The 20,501-nt window shown below is 39.4% G+C and carries 21 protein-coding genes; 9 read left to right on the top strand and 12 right to left on the bottom strand.

All coding sequences use genetic code 11. The features are described 5' to 3' along the window. A partial coding sequence (gene fbp / locus Q763_RS13510; RefSeq protein WP_035135223.1) for a class 1 fructose-bisphosphatase occupies positions 1-1,003 on the bottom strand: 1,003 nt, incomplete at its 3' end. Between the two features lie 111 nt (positions 1,004-1,114). On the opposite strand from fbp, the gene Q763_RS13515 reads away from it, so the two are divergent. Both Q763_RS13515 and Q763_RS13520 read left to right on the top strand, forming a co-directional pair. Then, positions 1,115-1,588: a GNAT family N-acetyltransferase gene (locus Q763_RS13515; protein ID WP_035135225.1), complete on the top strand. Its 474-nt coding sequence runs from the start codon at positions 1,115-1,117 to the stop codon at positions 1,586-1,588. Next, a complete protein-coding gene (locus tag Q763_RS13520; protein WP_035135227.1) occupies positions 1,585-2,841 on the top strand; it encodes an aspartate kinase in 1,257 nt (418 codons plus the stop codon). The genes Q763_RS13515 and Q763_RS13520 overlap by 4 nt, the downstream gene beginning before the upstream one ends. 29 nt (positions 2,842-2,870) lie before the next feature. Here the strand turns inward: Q763_RS13520 and Q763_RS13525 are convergent, their stop codons facing one another. The 6 genes from Q763_RS13525 to Q763_RS13550 all read right to left on the bottom strand — a co-directional run bounded on the left by Q763_RS13525 (position 2,871) and on the right by Q763_RS13550 (position 8,338). After that, a complete protein-coding gene (locus Q763_RS13525; protein WP_035135361.1) occupies positions 2,871-3,944 on the bottom strand; it encodes a mechanosensitive ion channel family protein in 1,074 nt (357 codons plus the stop codon). A 149-nt stretch (positions 3,945-4,093) separates the two neighbouring features. Continuing rightward, positions 4,094-4,834 carry an SDR family oxidoreductase gene (locus Q763_RS13530; protein WP_035135228.1) on the bottom strand — a complete coding sequence of 247 codons (741 nt, stop codon included), beginning with the start codon at positions 4,832-4,834 and terminating at the stop codon, positions 4,094-4,096. Positions 4,835-4,853: 19 nt separating this feature from the next. Beyond that, the gene (gene fabF, locus Q763_RS13535) at positions 4,854-6,101 is read right to left on the bottom strand and encodes a beta-ketoacyl-ACP synthase II (protein WP_035135229.1); all 1,248 of its coding nucleotides are present in this window, start codon (positions 6,099-6,101) and stop codon (positions 4,854-4,856) included. Further along, on the bottom strand, positions 6,098-6,535 hold the full coding sequence (locus Q763_RS13540; protein ID WP_035135231.1) for a PaaI family thioesterase: 438 nt from the start codon (positions 6,533-6,535) through the stop codon (positions 6,098-6,100). The genes fabF and Q763_RS13540 overlap by 4 nt, the downstream gene beginning before the upstream one ends. A gap of 2 nt (positions 6,536-6,537) precedes the next feature. Beyond that, entirely contained in the window at positions 6,538-7,701 is a 1,164-nt protein-coding gene (locus tag Q763_RS13545) for an acetyl-CoA C-acyltransferase (RefSeq protein WP_035135233.1), read from the bottom strand. Positions 7,702-7,747: 46 nt separating this feature from the next. After that, entirely contained in the window at positions 7,748-8,338 is a 591-nt protein-coding gene (locus tag Q763_RS13550) for a TetR/AcrR family transcriptional regulator (RefSeq protein WP_035135235.1), read from the bottom strand. Between the two features lie 174 nt (positions 8,339-8,512). On the opposite strand from Q763_RS13550, the gene Q763_RS13555 reads away from it, so the two are divergent. Continuing rightward, the gene (locus Q763_RS13555; protein WP_035135237.1) at positions 8,513-8,827 is read left to right on the top strand and encodes an HPF/RaiA family ribosome-associated protein; all 315 of its coding nucleotides are present in this window, start codon (positions 8,513-8,515) and stop codon (positions 8,825-8,827) included. Between the two features lie 88 nt (positions 8,828-8,915). Here Q763_RS13555 and Q763_RS13560 read toward each other — a convergent pair whose 3' ends face one another. Further along, positions 8,916-10,616: a DUF6029 family protein gene (locus Q763_RS13560; protein ID WP_035135239.1), complete on the bottom strand. Its 1,701-nt coding sequence runs from the start codon at positions 10,614-10,616 to the stop codon at positions 8,916-8,918. A gap of 4 nt (positions 10,617-10,620) precedes the next feature. Next, entirely contained in the window at positions 10,621-11,100 is a 480-nt protein-coding gene (locus Q763_RS13565; RefSeq protein ID WP_035135363.1) for a TlpA family protein disulfide reductase, read from the bottom strand. Between the two features lie 316 nt (positions 11,101-11,416). On the opposite strand from Q763_RS13565, the gene Q763_RS13570 reads away from it, so the two are divergent. The 4 genes from Q763_RS13570 (at position 11,417) to Q763_RS13585 (ending at position 15,917) form a co-directional block, all read left to right on the top strand. Continuing rightward, positions 11,417-12,904: a T9SS type A sorting domain-containing protein gene (locus Q763_RS13570; RefSeq protein WP_035135241.1), complete on the top strand. Its 1,488-nt coding sequence runs from the start codon at positions 11,417-11,419 to the stop codon at positions 12,902-12,904. A gap of 112 nt (positions 12,905-13,016) precedes the next feature. Next, positions 13,017-13,784, top strand: a complete 768-nt coding sequence (locus Q763_RS13575; protein ID WP_035135243.1) for a T9SS type A sorting domain-containing protein — start codon at positions 13,017-13,019, stop codon at positions 13,782-13,784. A 33-nt stretch (positions 13,785-13,817) separates the two neighbouring features. After that, positions 13,818-14,879, top strand: a complete 1,062-nt coding sequence (locus tag Q763_RS13580; protein WP_035135245.1) for an Omp28-related outer membrane protein — start codon at positions 13,818-13,820, stop codon at positions 14,877-14,879. 57 nt (positions 14,880-14,936) lie between these two features. After that, positions 14,937-15,917, top strand: a complete 981-nt coding sequence (locus tag Q763_RS13585) for a sugar phosphate isomerase/epimerase family protein (protein WP_035135247.1) — start codon at positions 14,937-14,939, stop codon at positions 15,915-15,917. On the opposite strand, the gene Q763_RS13590 is transcribed toward Q763_RS13585, so the two are convergent. After that, positions 15,905-16,801, bottom strand: a complete 897-nt coding sequence (locus tag Q763_RS13590; RefSeq protein ID WP_035135248.1) for a 3-keto-disaccharide hydrolase — start codon at positions 16,799-16,801, stop codon at positions 15,905-15,907. The genes Q763_RS13585 and Q763_RS13590 overlap by 13 nt on opposite strands. A 134-nt stretch (positions 16,802-16,935) precedes the next feature. Here Q763_RS13590 and Q763_RS13595 point away from each other — a divergent pair, with 134 nt between their 5' ends. Together Q763_RS13595 and Q763_RS13600 are read left to right on the top strand one after the other, a co-directional pair. Then, positions 16,936-17,136, top strand: a complete 201-nt coding sequence (locus Q763_RS13595; protein WP_035135249.1) for a YqaE/Pmp3 family membrane protein — start codon at positions 16,936-16,938, stop codon at positions 17,134-17,136. A 68-nt stretch (positions 17,137-17,204) separates the two neighbouring features. Then, positions 17,205-19,349, top strand: coding sequence for a glycoside hydrolase family 97 protein (locus Q763_RS13600; protein ID WP_035135251.1), 2,145 nt, complete (start codon positions 17,205-17,207; stop codon positions 19,347-19,349). A 50-nt stretch (positions 19,350-19,399) separates the two neighbouring features. Here the strand turns inward: Q763_RS13600 and Q763_RS13605 are convergent, their stop codons facing one another. Together Q763_RS13605 and Q763_RS13610 are read right to left on the bottom strand one after the other, a co-directional pair. Beyond that, positions 19,400-20,005, bottom strand: coding sequence for a hypothetical protein (locus tag Q763_RS13605; protein ID WP_035135253.1), 606 nt, complete (start codon positions 20,003-20,005; stop codon positions 19,400-19,402). Next, a complete protein-coding gene (locus Q763_RS13610; protein WP_035135259.1) occupies positions 19,995-20,498 on the bottom strand; it encodes an RNA polymerase sigma factor in 504 nt (167 codons plus the stop codon). The genes Q763_RS13605 and Q763_RS13610 overlap by 11 nt, the downstream gene beginning before the upstream one ends. Positions 20,499-20,501 lie beyond the last annotated feature (3 nt).

Consider the following 20,501-nt stretch of genomic DNA (forward strand, 5'->3'; position numbering starts at 1 on the left):
GGTATTTCTGCATAAATTCATTTGCCTTATCGACCATGTTCCCGCTTCCGCAGAAAAACGGAACACGCTGGTGCAGTTCGGTTGGTTGGATTTCCATAATCCTGTTAAAGCCGTCTGAGGCTTTACCTCCCGCCTGCTCTGCAATAAACGCCATAGGATTGCACTCATAAAGCAACCTTAACTTACCTTTTGGCGACTTAGAACTGGTAGGGTAAATATAAATACCTCCCTTAATCATATTACGGTGAATATCTGACACCAGGCTACCTATATACCTTGACGTATAAGGCCTATCCCCTTCCTCTGTCTGGCAGTATTTGATATAGTCCTTAACTCCCTGCGGGAAGTGTACATAGTTCCCTTCGTTAATGGAGTAGATATTTCCGTCTTTAGGAAACTGCATATTAGGGTGCGACAGGTAAAAAGTACCAATAGCAGGGTTAAGCGTAAAACCGTTTACTCCGTGACCGGTAGTATATACCAGCATGGTAGAAGTACCGTATATTACATACCCGGCAGCAACCTGATTTACACCCGGCTGAAGAAAATCTTCCTTGGTTACGGGTGTACCCACAGGCGTTACTCTCCTGTAAACAGAGAAAATTGTACCTACAGATACGTTCACATCAATGTTAGATGAACCGTCTAACGGATCCATAAGCACTACATATTTGTTATTATGCAGCCCATCTTTGCCCTTTATTGTGATAAAGTCATCATTCTCTTCAGAGGCGATACCACAAACAATTTCGCGGTTTATTAGTGTTTGCATAAACGTTTCGTTTGCATACACATCCAGTTTTTGCTGGTCTTCTCCCTGTACATTCTGTTCACCAAAAGCACCTACTATATCTACAAGCCCGGCCTTATTCACCTTATAATTAACCACTTTTGCAGCTAATCGTATAGAGTTAATAAGCCTAGACAGCTCGCCCGAAGAGTACTTAAACTCTTCCTGCTTTTCAATAATAAATTCTCCCAGTGTCTTGTTGCGTTCTTCCATTACTATAACGTTGTAGTTGTGTTGAGGGCACAAATATCGATATTTTTGTGATATGATAATAATTTATTCTTATATAGCTAAATAGAATGTATTTTTGCCCAAATTTTGCTTATGGTTATTCGAAAAGGAAAGAAAGAAGACATGCCGGCCGCGCTGGAACTTATTAAAGAACTTGCTGTTTTTGAAAATGAGCCCGATGCGGTTGTGGTAACTGTTGATGAACTGGAACAAGACGGATTTGGCCCTAACCCTTTATTTAAAACCTTTGTTGCCGAAAAAGACAACGAGATTATAGGGATGGCCCTGTTTTATTACCGCTATTCTACCTGGAAAGGAAAAACCATACACCTGGAAGATCTTATAGTTAAGGAAGCACACAGAGGCACGGGCGCCGGAAGCGCTCTTTATAAGGAGGTTATAAAGTTTGGCAAACAGGAAGGCGTGCGCCGCATTGAATGGGCTGTACTAAACTGGAATCAGCATGCTATCGATTTCTATGAACGATCGGGTGCTACGGTTTTTCAGGACTGGTTAACAGTGCAAATGGACGAAGAAGGAATTACAAAGTTTACACTTAATTTATGAGAGTATTTAAATTTGGAGGAGCATCGGTAAAAGATGCCGACGGTATTAAAAACGTATATGATGTTTTGCAGAAAGTAGGGCATGAAGATGTGCTTGTTGTTATTTCTGCTATGGGTAAAACAACTAATGCCATGGAGGTTGTAGTCAAGAACTATTTTGATAAGTCTCCAGAGCTTAAATCATCCATACAGGACGTTAAGAAATACCATAACCAGATACTACTTGACCTGTTTGACGATGAAAACCATGCGGTTTTTGCTGCTATCAACAGCCTTTTTGGTGATCTTGAGTATTTCCTTGAGCATAACAAATCACCTAACTACAACTTTGTTTACGACCAAATAGTAAGTATGGGAGAGCTTATCTCCACTACCTTGGTAAGCCACTACTTTAACTACCGCGGACTTAAAAACCAGTGGGTAGACGTAAGAGAGTTTATCAAAACGGATAATACTTACCGTGATGCAGTTGTGAACTGGGAACAGACACAGCAAAACATTAAAAAAGGCATTAAAAAGAAAATACTTAACATCACACAGGGTTTCTTAGGGTCTGACGAAAACAGTTTTACTACTACCCTAGGAAGAGAAGGATCTGACTATAGTGCTGCCATTTTTGCGTACTGTCTTAATGCCGAAAGCGTGACTATATGGAAAGATGTACCGGGTGTACTTAATGCCGACCCAAGGTATTTTGACAATACGGTACTACTTAACCAAATCTCTTACCGTGAAGCTATTGAGCTTGCTTTTTACGGAGCATCGGTTATTCACCCTAAAACATTACAGCCGCTTCAAAGAAAAGAAATACCGTTGTACGTAAAATCATTTATCAACCCTTTATTACCGGGAACAAGCGTTAGCAAAGGGTCTGATCTTGAGCCGCAAACTTCATGTTTTATTGTTAAAAAAGGACAGCTGCTCATATCACTTTCATCACTTGATTTCTCTTTCATTATGGAAGAAAACATTAGTGAGATATTCAGCCTGCTGCACAAATACAAAATGAAAGTACACCTTATCCAGAATTCTGCTATCAGCTTCTCGGTATGTGTGGACGATAAGTTCAATAACTTTAACGAACTTAAAACGATACTTTCCAAAAAATTCAAGGTGACCTATAATGAGGATGTTTCCCTTTATACCATCCGTCACTTTGACGACAGGTCGGCGGATGCCGTTACCGAAAACAAAGAAGTTTTGGTACGTCAGTTAAGCCGCGAAACCTTACAGCTTGTAACTCAGGATTTATAAAAGCAAAAGCCCCTTTAAAGGGGCTTTTTTTATTGTTCGTTTTTTCCTGTCGGTTCTGTTTCTTTATCCTTTAAACCTTCTTTCAGCGTAACCCTTGTAAAAGGCAAACTATCAGGATAATTCTTTTGGATAAACTCAATCAGTTTTTCCCTCACATACACCCTTAAATCCCATGATATGGAAGAATCACTGGAGCTCATAAGTGCGCGCAGTTCCATTACTTTTTCACGGGCATCGGTTACCTGTAATACATTTACCTGACCGTCCCAAAGATCAGATCCTTCCAACAACCTCGTAAGCTCTTCCCTAACCTTATCCACTTCCACCTTAAAGTCGGTATAAATGAAAACAGTGCCCAGTATCTCTGCCGAATTGCGGGTCCAGTTTTGGAACGGTTTCTCAATAAAGTAAGTGGTAGGAACTACCAGCCTGCGTTTATCCCAAATTTTCACCACCACATAAGTAAGGGTTATCTCTTCAATTTTACCCCATTCGCCTTCCACGATAACCACATCATCCAGCCGTATGGGTTGTGTAAGCGCTATCTGTATACCTGCCAGTAGTGTACCCAGCGCCTTTTGCGCCGAAAAACCAATAATAATTCCGGCTATACCTGCCGAGGTTAAAAAACTAACACCAACCGAACGTATGCTTTCAAAACTCATTAGCGCCACCCCAATGGCACATATCACAATAAGAAACACAACTACTCTTTCCAGTATGGTAAACTGTGTATATACCCTACGGGCAGCAAGATTATCGGAAGCCGAAATATCATACCGCCTCACCAGTACCGCTTTGAGCACCTTTATAAAAATGATAAGAAACCAGGTAATACTCAATATAAAAAGCAGCGTACCTATGTGCGCAATAATTTTTGCCGCGTTTACATTAAATACATCACTTGCTACACCAATACGCAGTGCCAGTGCCGAAATAAATATGATAAGCGGAATTTTAATACGATGGGCAAAATTTACAGGCAATATATTACGCGGGTTTTTACCCACTTTTTTAAGGATGTAAAAAATAATAGTGAAGGTAACTACCAGTCCGGCTATACTAATGGCAATATATTTTAGGAGTGTTGTATCTATATTCATAGGCAGGTATTTTAAAAAGTGACCTATAAAGTTAAAAAAACACACAACCCCATAGTAGGCATTAAAGATTATATTAACATAATTACCTGAAAAACAAAAGCCACCGCTAATAAACGGTGGCTGCACACAATCAAAAAAATATACAGAAATTACGTTACAGGATTCATTACGTTAAGTGCCTCTGCCGGATTGGCAAGGCTCAGCCTGTACACATCTTCAGTTTGCCCGGTACGTATTTCAAACCTATCGGTTGACAGTGCATCCAGCACGTCCTCAGCCACTATCGATGGTGCTATACCATTCTCGGCACCACCTATATCTTTAGAAAGTTCGGTATTAACCAAAGGAGGCATAAGCTCAAACACCTTAATCGAAGTATCTTTTAACGCCAGCCTTAACGAAACAGTGTATGAGTGTAATGCTGCTTTTGAAGCTGCATAAGTAGGCAGGTTACCTGAAGGCACATAAGCAACTACCGACGATACGTTAACTATAGCCGATTCTTTTTGCCCTTTTAGCAACGGAAGCAGTTTATCTGTAAGGCGAAGTATGGAGAAATAATTGGTAGTCATCTCATCTACCGCTATATCATAGGTCTTTCCTTCTGCCAAATCATGTAAAAGTGCCCTTCCGGCATTATTGATAAGAATATTTAATTCGGGGAATTCTGACTGTATTCTTGCCGTTAACACCTCTACATCGTCAGCACTGGTAACATCTGCCTTAATAGCTGTTACTTTACCCAGTTGAGCTTTGGCTCTCTCCAGTCGGGCAGCATCCCTGCCTGTTATTATTACATTGTTACCCTGTTGCACAAATACTTTTGCCATTTCCAGGCCTATACCGGCACTCCCTCCGGTTATAAGGATTGTATTTCCTGTTGTTTTCATATTTAAAGTTTTTTAAAGATTAATAAGGTTTTTTAAAAATGGTACTTGCCGTATGTCCGCCAAAGCCAAAAGTGTTGTTAAGTACATAATCCACTTTGGTGTTTACCGCTTTCCCGGTAATTATATTGAGTCCCTGCGGAATATCAGGATCTATGTTTTTGGTATTTATAGTAGGCGGAATAATATTGTTATGCACCGCCATTACACTGATTATACTTTCTATAGCCCCGGCAGCGCCAAGCAAGTGCCCCGTCATGGACTTAGTAGCACTAATGGCAGGTTTATGTTCACCAAAAAGGGTATTTACCGCCACAAGCTCACTTATATCACCAAGCGGGGTTGACGTGGCGTGTGTATTTACATAATCAATAACATCAGGGGTAAGATTTGCATCTTTTAGGGCTTTTTGCATCCCTAACAGCGCACCTATACCATCGGCGGGAGTAGCCGTTAAATGATAGGCATCGGCAGCCATGCCACCCCCTGCAAGCTCAGCATATATTTTCGCTCCTCGGTTAACCGCATGCTCCCATTCTTCCAGTATAAGAGCTCCGGCACCTTCACCAGCCAGAAAACCATCCCTTTCTGCATCAAAAGGCCTTGAGGCAGCTTCAGGGTCATCATTGCGTTTTGAAAGCGCCTGAGAGGCACTAAATCCTCCTATGGATGCCGGAGTAAGTGCTGCTTCGCTCCCTCCCGCTATCATAACATTTGCCCTGCCCAGCCTAATAGCATCATAAGCGGCAATAATAGCAGTGTTAGAAGAAGCACAGGCCGAAACCGTTGCATAGTTGGGACCATGTAACCCGTTTCTTATAGATATTACGCCCGCAGCAATATCCACAATCATTTTAGGAATAAAGTAAGGGTTAAAGCGTGGTGTACCGTCTCCCGAATGGAATTCGCTTAACTGTTCTTCAAAAGTGCTTATCCCCCCGTTACCTGAAGCCCATATTACCCCGATATCAAACTTCTGTTCGCGGGACATATTACCAAAATCCAGCTTCGCATCCTGTATAGCCTCATCTGTAGCAGCTATGGCATATTGTGTAAAAAGGTCGTACTTTCTTACTTCTTTCCTTTCAAAATACTCTAACGGATCAAAACCTTTAACCTCACAGGCAAACTGCGTTTTGAATTTTGATGCATCAAACTTTGTGATTGGACCCGCACCGCTTTTTCCGGCTACTATGTTTTCCCAAAACTCCTCAACCGAATTCCCCAATGGGGTAATGGCGCCCAACCCTGTTATTGCTACTCTTCTCATGATTTCGGTATTTCTGTTTTTATCAGATTGGTATACCCCTTAGCCAAAAGTTTTGATTTGTTTGCTGTCCAAACCTCACATTGGGCATTTACAATCTGTTTTCCTTTTTTTATGATGTGGCTTATGGCTATAATCTCATTCCCTTCCCTTGCCGGAGCAAAATAGTCTATCGCCAGGTTAACGGTTACATGAAAAAAAGGCTCGCCAAGGCTTATAAGCGTAGCACCAATGGCATCGTCTATAATAGCGGCGGTAACCCCACCGTGCATAGTTCCAAACGGATTAGTCATTTCCTTTCTTACCGTATACTGAAACGTAAGGCTACCCGGCTCTACCGAGACCATAACAGGATTAAGCCAGTTCATGAATGGCGATGGCGAATTCTCTATTTTCTTTCCTAAATACTGTTTTAAAAACTCTGTTGCTTTATCCATACTTACTGTAGATTTTCTATTACCAATGCCGAAGCGCCTCCGCCTCCGTTACAAATAGCTGCTACACCATATTTACCACCTTCCTGTTTTAAGACCGAAAGTAACGTAACCACTATTCTTGCTCCCGAAGCTCCTATAGGGTGCCCCATAGCAACACCACCACCGTAAACATTTATTTTTTCCATATCCAAACCCAAAATTTTGGCATTGGCGAGTATAACAGCCGCATAAGCCTCATTGATTTCATAATAGTCAATATCCTCTTTGGTAAGTCGTGCCTGTTGTAACGCCTTTGGTATTGCAACAGACGGTGAAGTGGTAAACCATTCGGGAGCCTGTGCAGCATCGGCATACCCTTTAATCTTTGCAAGCGGTTTAAGATTGTATTCTTTCACGACCTCTTCAGACACTAATAACAGTGCCGCAGCACCATCGTTAAGGTTACTGGCATTGGCTGCTGTTATAGTACCGCCTTCCTCAAAAACAGGTTTTAGCCTGGCTACCTTTTCCGGAATAAGCTTAAAAATATCCTCATCGCTGTTAATTACGTTACCATTAACCTCAATCGGAATTATCTCATCACTAAACTTACCCGCATTAAATGCATCCGCTGCCCTTTTGTATGACTTTAAAGCATAGTCATCCTGTTGCTCCCTGGTAAGCTTGTACTCCCTTGCACATATCTCGGCAGCATTCCCCATGTGAAAGCCGTTATAAACATCGGTAAGACCGTCTTTAAGTAAACCGTCGGTAACCTGAGTATGACCAAGTTTGGTACTTTTACGTCCGTCTATATAATGCGGAACATTGCTCATGCTCTCCATACCCCCGGCTACAACTACATTATTCACACCTAGCTGTACCTGCTGGGCTGCGGTAATCACAGCCTTTAACCCCGATGCACATACCTTGTTTACGGTAGTAGCATCGGCATCCACAGGAATTCCTGCAAAAACAGCCGCCTGCCTTGCGGGAGACTGACCTAAATTTGCCGAAAGCACATTACCCATGTAAACCGCCTCTACCTTATCAGCAGGCAATTTAACATCGTTCATTATAGCCTCTATGGCTGTTTTTCCTAATTGTGTTGCTGTAAAACCTGAAAGGCTCCCTAAAAAACCTCCAACAGGTGTTCTTTTTGCGGCAACTATAAATACATCTTTCATATTTTATTTATTTTATACCGATCGGTATATTTTATAGTAAAAAAATTTATATCGCTATTTCATCAATAATTTTTTCAGCGTGGCGCATCGCTGCGTTAAGGGTATTAATTTTTCCGGTAACCTTTACCAGCATCACTCCGCCTTCAATAAGTGCCAGTAATGTCCAGGCAAAAGCATCGGTATCCACATCAGGGTTTATCTTACCTTCTTCCTTACCCGCATTTACAATACTTACAATACTGCTGTGCCACTTTCTTATAGCCGCAACCACATTTTCGCGCAGTTCCACATGGGTATCATCTACCTCAGTAGCCGAGTTAAGCACCGGGCACCCCCAGCGTAAAACAGGATTCTCGGTAAAGTTTGAAAAAATAGTAATGTATACTTTAAGCTTCTTAATAGGATCAGGCTCGTTATTAATGCGCTGCTCAACCCAGTCTGACAATAAACTGAAATTATAATTAAAGGCGGCGACTGCAACTTCATCTTTATTTTTGAAGTTACCATAAATACTACCTTTAGTAAGACCTGTAGCCTCGGTTAAATCAGACAACGACGTACCGGCATAACCTTTCCTGTTAAAAATAGGTGCCGTTTTTTCTATAATAAACTGTCGTGTTCTATCTGCCTTACTCATGTTAGCCTCAAATTGGAACAACAAAATTATACCAATCGGTATAATCTACCAAATTTTTAACGCTTTTTTTTAGAATGCCCACTGCAAAAGCTATTCAATAATTTCGTAAATTGCAGAGACCGCAACACATTTGAAGCGGATAATTTAAATGAAATAACCTTAAATTTCAGAATTATGCAAATTAACATAAACACCAACAACCACGTTGAGGGAAGCCAAAGAATGAAAGACTACTTTCAAGGACTAGTAGCCGATTCATTAAAACGTTTTGAAGATAAAGTAACCCGAGTAGAAGTTCACCTAGGTGATGAAAACAGCCATAAAGAAGGCGATACAGATAAAAAATGTACTATTGAGGCACGTATTGCAGGCATGCAGCCTGTTGCTGTTACAAACCACTCTAATACTGTTGAGAAGGCTGTAGACGGAGCAATTGACAAAATCAAGAAGGTACTGGATACTACTTTCGACAAAATGAGAGCGCACTAATAAGCTAAATAATTTACCATGAAAAAAGCCGCCCGGGATACCGGAGCGGCTTTTTAAGTTAAGTATGTAAAGTATAGTAGTTTTAAAATTAAAACGCTGTACTAAGCGATAGTGAAAAACCGGTACTTTCCGGTACAAAACGACACACACCGCCTACACATACAAGTCCGCCACGTTGTCTACCATAGTTAACCGCAAGCCTTGAAGCACCTATGCGGTAAGCACCACCAAAGTTGTAATAATGATTTCTTCTTGACTCATCATCATTACCATAATTGATTATATCCCAAACATAGAAGGAATACTTATCGTTAAGGTTAAGCTCTACTGTACCACCTGCCCAGTTTTTAAAATCAGCATCGGCCCACATGTGCTCACCTTCTACACGAATAGATTTTGACGGAGAGAAGTTATAAGTAGCCTCAGCAGCAACTATATTGGTTTTTACTTTTTCACCTCCCTGTAACCATTGCTTGTTATAGAATTGGTTAACATAGTAGAAACCAGTATGCCAGTTTTCAGAAAGCTTTTTCTTTACCTCAATATTATAGTCAGAATAGTATTTTTCACCTACACCAAAGAATTTGGTATCATAATCTGAAGGAACAAGTCTGTAAGATCCCGGAAGGTTATACCAACTGGAAATATTAACGCCTATGTTAGTACCGTATTTACCACCAAGAGCAGTTTCCGGCGCTATGTCATAAAAAATATCAATTTGTCCGCCGGTTTCACCAGCCTTCATGATTTCAGAACCCTGAAAATCTACTTTAGCCTGAGCCTGATATACATAAATATTAGCCAGGTTAGAGTGATGCTGCTTTGTAAGTGCCGGCACAAAGTTTAATACCTTATCATTAAAGTTTAAACTGGTTGTCTCGGTAGTTGCTACAGTAGGCTCCCTTTCTGAAAGGAAACTCATGTTTTCAATTCTCCTGAAAGTAGCATCGACACCCAAACCGTTTGCCGAATAACCCAGATTAAGTAAAACTGCACTACCCGGTTTGATAAAATCATTATTTATTTTATTCTGTAAGTCAAGTACAGCGTCTTTTTGCTTGTAGTTGTACTCTCCCGATACATAAAAAGAACCATGAATAAAGTTTACCCTACCGGCAAAAGCGTTGGTAAGCTCATCAAAATTAGGATCGGTTATATACGTTTTCTCATAACGACCAACATAAGTAAGCCCTACAGAAAGATCTGACTCTTCAAAAGACAATAACTTATCTAAATTGAAATCAGAGTCAAAACCGTAAATTTTTCCTTTAGCTACATCAAATCCTGTTCTTTGCTGACCATAAAGAGCCGTTAACCTAACGTTATCACTAGGCCTGTATACAACCCTACCTCCTCTAAGAGCTGTATTAATACCTAAAGCTCGGTCTTCCCAAGCCCTTAAAAGTAATCCGCTACCAAACTGCTCGTAAAAATAACCCGCAGTAGCATCAAATTTTTCTGACTTATAGCTTAAATAGTAGATACCAACATTAGTACCCTTAAACCCCGGATTATAGTTTAACAGTGCATTAGGCTCATAGGCCTCACCCTGCACACCTGCTGTCCAGTTTTTGTACTGATAGTTTAAATATAGGTAGTTGTTAGACCTGATTGGGTCTTCAGGGTGGTCTATATTTCTTTCCTTATCGTTAAGATACCACTGTGAATTAGATTCAAAACTACCATAAAGCTTACCATAATCTTTTTTCTCCTGTTCTGTATCTTCCTGTGCAAACACAGATGTTGTACATAACGATAATGGTAATAAAAGTAATAGTGCCTTTTTCATTAGCTTACAGCTCCTTCAGTTTGTTATAAAGTTCTTCTTCTGCTCCCTGGCTGTAACCGTTGTGTACATATACTACTTTTTTGTTTTTCACAACTACAGTATATGGTACATTTGCAATACCTAAAGCTCTTTTTAAATCCTGATTAGTATCAAGAAGCACCTGATAAGGCCACTTTTTTCCATTAAGTAACGGTTTTACTCTTTTTTGAGTACGGCTATCATCTACAGATACTGCTACAACTTCCATATTAAGCTCTTTAGACCATGCAGAATATTTTTCATTTATAGCATCAAGTTCCTTAATACAAGGTGCACACCAGGTAGCCCAAAACGAAAAGACATAGATTTTATCTTTTTCAGCAAAATCACTCTTTACGTTATAACTCTTATTATCAGATGATTTGATTGTCACATTTGGCATTTCCTTTTGGGCATACATAGCTGTACCCGCCAAAAACAAAAATAACATTAGAATCTTTTTCATTTGTGTTTCAGTTTTATTAATTACAGTTTTCCAGTTAGGTCGCAATATTAAAAATTTTTTAACAGTAATCATCACTTTTTTTCTTAAAAAAATTATCCAGAAACCTATCGAATTAGTAGAGAAATAGGCTGATTAGTAAACTTTTAGTATTAATTTTACTACTTTATCATAAAAAATCGTTCCAAACGCAACATTTTTTATATTTTTTTTTTGACATAAGATTTTTTTATATACTTTCGGAAAAAATTTTTTTATTATTTTTTTGTTAAAACTTATTTATTTAAAGAAAACTCTAACTTAAAACTACCATTTTTCTATGAAAAAATTATTACTTTTAGGGTTAATGCTAATAGGCGGTCTTACTGCAAATGCACAGGAAGCAGGTTTACCTGACGGAACTGTTGCTCCGGATTTCACCGCTGAAGACATTAACGGAAACACTCACACCCTTTCTACGTACTTAGAAGAAGGAAAAACAGTTATCCTATACATCTCTGCTACATGGTGTAGTCCTTGCTGGCAATTCCACAACACGCACTATCTTGCAGATTTATATGAATCTTACGGACCAGGCGGATCTGATGAAGTTGTTATATTATATGTAGAAGGAGACCCATCTACTACTCTAGCTGACATTCAGGGAACAGGATCTAACACTTGGGGTGACTGGACAAAAGGAAGCCCTTTCCCAATACTTGATAATGCACAGATAGCTGATGATTATGAAATTGGTTTCTTCCCAACATTATACATGATTTGTTCTGAAACGGGTACTACAAAACAAATAGACAGAAATGATCCTGCCGGTTTTGTTGAAACTATCGAAGCAACTTGTGGTGGTACACTTACAGGTGTTCCAAGCCGCGCTACCGCACGTGGTATTGACAGAAGATTTTGTTCAAACGTAGGTGAAGCTAGTGCTATTATCCGTAACCTAGGTACAGAAGATATTACCACTGGTACTGTAGTTCTTAAAGAAAATGGTTCTGTAGTTGCTACTGCAACTTATACTGGTGAGGCTATTGCTCAGTTTAGCAATGGAGTAGTTACTTTTGATGAGTATGAGTTTGACGCTAACGCTGATTATACTGTAGAAATTACTCAGTACAATGAAGTTACAGGTGGTGACGATGAATTACTTTCAGCTGAAGCTGCTTTTACTTTAAACGCTGCTGATGAAAACCTATCTGGTATAAACATTAAAGTTGAGATTCATACTGACTTCTATCCTGGCGAAATGTCTTGGAATCTGTTAAACAGTGCCGGTGATGTAGTTGCTAGTGGTGGTCCTTACCAGCCAGGTAACGAAGATGAGTACGGTGGTGGTGGTCCAGATGCTCTTACTGTTAAAACGGAGTACTTCACATTATCAGAAGACATCGACTGTTACTCAATCGAATTACTTGATTCATTTGGTGACGGATGGTCTGCTTACAATCAAGGTACCTTTGTTGGTATAAAAATATTCACTGGTTCTCAAAGCGTATTTGAAGCTGCGGTAGGTAACTTTGGCCCTCGTGCTTATGGAGAAACTATCTTCAAAACTACAGGTCAACTTGATAACCCTTCATTCCAAACTGCTAAGTTTGCTGTTTATCCAAACCCAACTTCAGGTATTCTAAACTTTACAACAGAAGAAACTGTTAATGTAACTGTAGTAGACCTGTCTGGTAAAGTTGTATTCACAGCTAACAATATCAATGATGGTGATTCTATCAACCTAAACTCTCTTCAAACAGGTATGTACATCGCTAAAATTAATGGTGAAACTACTGAAAGAGTTGAGAAAATTGTAATCAAGTAATTTATTACAATATAATATCCTTACAGAAAAGCTATCGGTAATTGTAAAAGATTACCGATAGCATTTTTGCTTAAATAGCACACAATACACACTAAATGTTAAAAAAAATACCATGAAAAAAATTATTCTTTTTGCCGGGCTTCTATTTTGCTCGTTAACAAATGCACAGGAAATTGTATCTGTAGTAAATGATGGAGTAGAAATCGAAGACGGACAGGTTTTCACTTTCAATCAAACACACACATTACAGGTTCCTAGAGAAGTAAAGGTTAAGGTAACTAACTTAACAGATGCCAACATTAACCTGAAAATGAGAATGGAGTCTATTACTAATAATAGTGAAGGACAAAACGTACAGTTTTGCTTTGCAGAGTTTTGCTACTTTGATATTCAAGAAGGAACAACTGTTCCTGCAGCGGTAGGTCAAACCCCAGAGGGTTACATAACATTAGCTCCGGGAGCATCTAACCCTAATGGAGACCACTTTGCCAATGGTTACACCGGCGATACTCAAGGTGAGCCTGTAGAATACACTATAGCTCTTGTACAGGTTGATGCCGAAGGAACTCAAATAGGTGAGCCTCTACGTACTTTTACTTATAAATATGATGCAAACGCAATGAGTGTAGATGATTTCAACTCGCTACAAAACATGGGTATTGCTTTAAATAACACTATAGTAAAAGAAGAGCTTAACCTAAACTCAGCATACAATGCTACTATGCAGATTTATGCTATTAACGGACAGTTAGTTAAAACTGCCGAAATCAGAACAGGAGCTCAGTCTCTTAATTTATCTGACCTAAACGCAGCAGTTTATATTGCTAAGTTTACAACTGAAGAAAACAAAACAGCCCAAATAAGAATTGTAAAAAACTAATTTGAGAAGATATTCTCTGCTAATTTTTGCATAATGAAACGTTTTATACTACTTTTTGCCTTTATTTCAGCACTGCTTTCATCGTGCTCGTCAGACTATACTATTCTAAAATCTGTAGGGTCTGTTATATTAAAACCAGACAGCTCAGTAAAACTGATTGATGGTACAATAACTTTCACAGTAAGCAGTGTAACCAATAACGAAAGTGAAGACATTACCCAAGAGGCCGTTATTTATATAGATGGTGAACCTATCACAGGTAATACCTTTTCTTCTGCCACAGTGGGTACTTTTGAGGCCAAAGCCATATATGCAGGCTTGGAGTCAGACCCTGTAGTCCTTACCTTTCATGACGGTACTGAAATAAACTTTGAAAAAAGAGTACTTATTGAAGACTATACAGGTACATGGTGCGGGTACTGCCCAAGGGTAGCACACGCTATTGAACTGCTAAAGGAAGAAACAGATAACGCTGTAGCAGTAGCCATACACAGGCCAACTTCAAACGAAGCCAGCCTGAACTACGATCCATATAACTACGACGCATCTGAGCTGGAAGCTTTGCTAAGCACTGTAGGTTACCCTAAAGGTTACCTTAACAGAATGACTTTATGGCAAAGCCCTGAACCAAACAACCTAAGTCAGGCTGTAGGTCTTACACAAGGACTAAACCCAAAACTGGGTATAGCAATAACATCAGTTGTTGAGGAAACTACTATAAACCTTGATGTAAACGTTAAATTTGGTAAAGATTTTACAGGAAGCGGAATCAAACTAGTGGTATATGTACTTGAAAACGGTTTAATATACGATCAGGTAAACTATACCTCTTATTATGGCGGTGACCACATAGTACACGGTTTTGAGCATAACCATGTGCTTAGGGAGTGCCTTACACCTCTTTTAGGTGAGGCAGTTACCGGAGACATGACTATTGCCAATACTTTTACAAAATCATTTAATGTACCTGTACCTGCAAATGTAGAAAATGCAGCAAATCTTGAGTTTGTGGCATTTGTAACAGATGCCGATGGTAATGCTCTAAATGTTAGAAGCAATCACCCGGGTGAAGATCAGGTATTTGAAGAATTATAAAAAATAATTTATATTTTTAAGCCTCCCCTACGGGAGGCTTTTTTATTTCTGCCCATTATGAACAGACGTCATTTTATATCATCTACAGGTAAAGCTGCACTGGCTACAGGAGTACTGTCGGGACTTTCTAACACCATTTTAGAAAGCCTGTTAACAAATAACAGTAATAAACCTTTCTTTAAATTATCACTGGCACAATGGTCGCTACACAAGGCCATACTGGAAACCAAAACGCTTTCCAATCTCGACTTTGCAAAAAAAGCTAAACAACTGGGATTTGATGGTATTGAATATGTATCGCAACTATATAAACTGGATGAGTCTAACCAAAGTGCTTCCCTTAAAAAGCTGGTAAAGGAACTTAAACTGAGAAGCAGTGATGTGGGAATTAAAAACGTACTTATAATGGTAGATAATGAAGGTGAACTTGCCGCTGCCAATAAAAAAGATCGTGATGAAGCCATTGCAAAGCATTCCAAATGGGTGGATGCAGCCTCCGAACTGGAATGCCACTCGATAAGGGTTAATCTTTTTGGTACAGGTACAGAGCAGGATTTTAACCTATGGCTGGAAGCCTCGGTAGACGGATTGAGTCGACTATCTCAATATGCAGCAAAAAGCAACATTAACGTGATTGTTGAAAATCATGGCGGATTATCATCCGATAGTGAAAAACTAACTCAGGTAATACAGGTCATAAACCATCGCAACTGCGGAATACTGCCTGATTTTGGAAACTTTTGTGTAAAAAGGCAGGGTGGTGAACGCTGGGGAACTCCATGCATCGAAGAGTATGACCGTTACAAAGGCATGCTGGAAATGATGCCTTTTGCACATGGTGTTAGCGCTAAATCATACGACTTTGACAAAAAGGGTAATGAAACTACTATTGATTACTATAAAATGCTTCAAATAGTAAAAAATGCAAAGTACAATGGTTTTATAGGTGTGGAATATGAAGGAAACCGATTAACCGAAGAAGAAGGCATTCTTGCTACTAAATCACTACTATTAAAAGCGGCAAATCAGTTAAAATAGGCTGTATATTCTTCTGGTAATGCCTCAATATTTTTGATTTTCACATCTTTAAAATAAGCCTCGGCTGCCTCGCTTTGTAGCTGTATTTTTCCTTTTGTAAGCGGGTAGTTTTTACCTTCTTCCACATAGCGGGAATTTTGAAGCACCATCACTACCTTTCCGTTTACAATGTGAAGGCTTTTATCGCCAAAGCATATTAGTTCGAGTTGGGTCCACTCCCCCTGCTTACTTTCATTATCAACACTCCTAAGGCAAAATCCGCCATACTTCGATCCGGTTCCTATAGGCAAAAAAGGTTGTTCATGTCCGGCAACGGCGTTCATCATCCCTTCGGGTAAAAAAGCTCTGATATCAATAGCCGCATTAGCTATGTTCCAGTAATCGCCCATATGTCCTTCCATAATCTGGAATTCCTGCGAAAGCATCCAGGCACGCCAGTAGTCCTTACCACTTTCCCCTACCGAATGGTATAAAATTCCGGTATCTTTAAGTTTGTCTTCACGGGGAATCCACTTCTTATCACCCCACTTCACTTTGACTTTTAAATGATAGTTTGCAAACTCCTCTTTGGTAAATACACAGCCATAACGCTCACCACTCACTTTTAAAACAGGTTCTCCGTTTTCCTCAATCATAGTAAATACACCTTCAGGGTCATTATCATAACCCAGTGGTTTAATAGCGTTACCAAGGCTGTCGGCAGGTATACTTCCGTTATAATCTGTAGTGTGTTTATAACTAAGGTATTTCCCCCATTGGGACATGTTATTATCCAACAGGTATTTCCAGTCCTGTTCTTCTTCCTGCTCCTGTTTATCCTGTTTACATCCGGTAAGGAAAATCGCTACTAATAAAAATAACGAGGCAATAGTTGTTTTAAACATGTAAGATTGATTTTACAAACCGCGAAATATACTCTTTATTTTTTAAATGGGCTATGCTAAAACCGTCATATACTAATACTTAATTTGCAAATCGTGTGCATAACGCTTACTTTTATGGCTTCATTATATTTGTTATGCGTTACGTAATAGCTTTTTTCTTTCCGTGGCTTTCCCTGTTCTTTCAGGGTAAAATCCTTTCGGGTATAATATGCCTTATCTTACAGCTTACCATAATAGGCTGGCTGCCTGCTTTTATATGGGCTTTCACCTCTTTAAACAGGATGTATGCCGACAGAAGGACACGCAAAATTATAGCGGCTATGCCAAAACGGTAAACCCCGATATTATCCCCTTACCTCAGGGATCAATATATATTCTTTAACTATCATCTATTAATAAAAAAATGAAAAAAGTAATTTTCGCCTTATGTTTCTGCCTGGCGGTACTCGCAAATGCCAATGCACAGGAACTTAAATCCCCGAACGGGAATTTTAACCTCAAATTTTTCCTTCAAAACGACGGAACCCCTGCCTACTCACTTACCTACAAAGGTAAAGAGGTAGTAAAACCAAGTAAACTGGGACTTGAGCTTAAAGACGATGAAAAATCCTTACTTAACGACTTTACTGTAACCGATACCAAAACCGCAATGTTTGACGAGAACTGGACTCCGGTTTGGGGAGAAGTTAAAACCATTAGAAACCATTATAACGAACTTGCCGTATCACTTAACCAAAAGGGCACTAACAGACAAATGGTTATACGTTTCCGCCTGTTTGACGACGGACTAGGTTTCCGTTATGAGTTCCCACAGCAAAAAAATCTTGTGTACTTTATTATTAAGGAAGAAAGAACACAGTTTGCCATGACGGGCGACCATACCGCTTACTGGATTCCGGGGGATTATGATACTCAGGAATACGATTATACCGTTTCCAAACTAAGCGAAATAAGAGGCCTGATGGAAAAATCAATCACTGCCAATGTATCGCAAAAATCGTTTTCTCCTACAGGGGTACAAACCTCACTTATGCTTAAAACTGACGACGGAATTTACATTAACCTTCACGAGGCAGCACTTATAAACTATGCCTGTATGCACCTTAACCTTGACGATAAGAACATGGTGTTTGAGTCGTGGTTAACTCCCGATGCTCAGGGCAACAAAGGTCATGTTCAGGCTCCGTTTAACACGCCATGGCGTACTGTTATAGTAAGCGATGACGCCCGCGACATCCTTGCTTCAAAAATCACCCTTAACCTTAACGAACCTTGTAAACTGGACGATACATCATGGATCAAACCGGTTAAATACATTGGAGTATGGTGGGAAATGATTACAGGAAAAAGCACTTGGGCTTATACTGACGATTTACCATCGGTACAGCTGGGTATAACCGACTTTAGTAAAGTAAAACCAAACGGAAAACATGCTGCAAACACGGCTCATGTTAAAGAATATATAGACTTTGCTGCAAAACACGGTTTTGATGCTGTACTTGTAGAAGGATGGAACGTAGGTTGGGAAGACTGGTTTGGCCATTCTAAAGACTATGTTTTTGACTTTGTAACACCTTATCCTGATTTTGATGTAAAAGGAATTAGGGATTACGCTAAATCAAAAGGTGTAAAAATGATTATGCACCACGAAACCTCATCATCTGTTCGTAATTACGAGCGCCACATGGATGCGGCTTATCAATTTATGAAAGATAACGGTTATGATGCCGTAAAAAGCGGATATGTAGGTAATATACTTCCAAGAGGAGAAAACCACTACAGTCAGTGGATTGTAAACCATTACCAGTATGCTCTTGAAAAAGCTGCCGAATACAAAATAATGGTTAATGCTCACGAGGCTGTTCGCCCTACAGGTATTTGCCGTACCTACCCTAACCTTATAGGTAACGAATCGGCCAGAGGCACAGAGTACCAGGCTTTTGGCGGAAGCAAGCCTAATCACGTTGCCATGCTTCCGTTTACCCGTTTAATTGGCGGACCTATGGATTATACTCCGGGGATATTTGAAATGGAAATCAGTAAATTTAGCCCTAACAACAACTCACATGTAAACAGTACACTGGCAAATCAGTTGGCGTTATATGTTACTATGTACAGTCCGTTACAAATGGCTGCTGATTTACCGGAACACTACAACCAGTTCCTTGATGCTTTCCAGTTTATTAAAGATGTTCCTGTAGAATGGGACGACAGTAAATACATTGAAGCAGAACCGGCAGAGTATATCACAGCAGCACGTAAGGAAAAAGGCACTAACAACTGGTTTGTAGGTAGCGTAGGCGGATATGAGGCCCGTACCTCAACCATTAAGCTTGACTTCCTTGATAAAGGAAAAACATACATCGCTACTGTTTATGCCGATGCTAACAATGCGCACTACAAAACCAATCCACAGGCCTATACTATTAAAAAAGGTATAGTGACAAGCAAAACAAAACTGTCTCAGTTTGTTGCTCCGGGTGGCGGATATGCCATAAGCATTATCGAAGCTACAAAAGCGGAAACAAAAGGTTTAAAGAAGTTATAAGACTGTTTTATTTATACAAAAAGCCCTTCCATAGAGGAAGGGCTTTTTTGTTATTCTTCTTTTAATTCATCTATAACTTTTCTTATCTCTTTGGCATACTTACCATAAAAATAATGTACCCATACCTCTAGCATAACCCCCATCATTAAAACAGAAACCACTATAACAATAAACATTGTTATTATAAATGAATCACTTAAATTGTTGATATCAATACCCTGTTCCTTATAAAACAGAAGCCCCACTAAAAAGAGCACCAAAAACGGAGTTATGGCAAAACCGAAGGTTTTGTAAATTTCCATATTGAGGCGAATATCAAAATAAGTTTCATATAAGCTATCTTTAGTTCTAAGATCGGTTTTGTTTATCCTTTTATAAAACATATATAACTTTACCAGATAATAAATACTTACTGCCGTAAAAAGGCTGTATATCAAATAAAATAAGAAAAAAGTTTCTTTTGGAAAATCATAGAGAAGGGGTGTAAAAGCCACAAAAACAATAGCAATTATCTGATAGATAAATTCCTTTTTTAAATTCTTCCTGATTTTGTCCAGTGGCGTATTTGCCGACTGTATTTTCTTTAAGTTGTCGGGCATTACTACCTTATCGGTTTTTTGATTATCCCAAGCCGATTGTATATCGTTAAAATCCATATCCCTGATTTTTAATAATTTCTTTTAATTTTTCTTTTGCCCTGTTAAGCTTAACCCTGGCATTACCTTCGCTAATTCCTAAGTTCTCTCCTATCTCCTTATGGGAAAACCCCTCCAACTGATAAAAAATAATAGCCTTATCAATCTTATCCAGTTTTTGAACCGCACGGTAAAAATGTTCCAACTGACTTTCCTTAATATCATCTTCGCCTTCTTCCTCCCTTATATCATGCGATACCATACTGTGAGTATCCACCTTTCGTTTTTCCTTCCGAAGGAATACAATCGAAGTATTGATGGCCACACGGTACATCCAGGTGGAAAAGCGGCTCTCTCCCCTAAAGGTGCCATAAGCCTTCCAGAGCTGGCAAATAATTTCCTGAAACAAATCCTGCTGATCGTCCGGATTATCCATGTACATTTTAGAGACTTTATATAAAATCCCCTTATGCTCACTGATTTTTGCCAAAAACTCCTTTTCGTTCCCTTTCAAAGC

Origin of the sequence: Flavobacterium beibuense F44-8, from assembly GCF_000769915.1 — a bacterium.
GTDB classification, from domain to species: domain Bacteria; phylum Bacteroidota; class Bacteroidia; order Flavobacteriales; family Flavobacteriaceae; genus Flavobacterium; species Flavobacterium beibuense.